Annotated in this window: 1 protein-coding gene; it reads left to right on the top strand. The window is 63.2% G+C overall.

Going from position 1 to position 277, the window contains the following annotated elements; all coding sequences use genetic code 11:
• Positions 1-46: 46 nt before the first annotated feature.
• On the top strand, positions 47-277 hold a 231-nt coding region (locus tag SCA31_RS23180), incomplete at its 3' end, for a hypothetical protein (protein ID WP_410699379.1).

Genomic DNA, 277 nt, shown 5'->3' with positions numbered 1-277 from the left:
CCGGTCAGCTCATCGTCGACCGCTGCGTATACAACGGGGAGGAAGCATGAAACTGCATCGTTTGCTGTACCGGGAAATGCCGTTCGCTGCGCTCACGCCGGCCGGGCTGCAACGGCTCGACAGCGCCTTCGGCGAAATGGTCGCCGCCCATCCGCTGATCTGTTACAGGGAGCACCGCGCCGATCTCGAGCAGTGGCTGATCACCGACTTCGTCCACGCCTCAATGCTTCGCTATCGCGGCGTCGAATTCGTGCAGATCGAGCGCGGCACGGTGTCC

Source organism: Chryseobacterium sp. SIMBA_028, from assembly GCF_046535285.1.
Taxonomy (GTDB): Bacteria; Bacteroidota; Bacteroidia; order Flavobacteriales; family Weeksellaceae; genus Chryseobacterium.
This window is presented reverse-complemented; position numbering and strand designations above follow the sequence as displayed.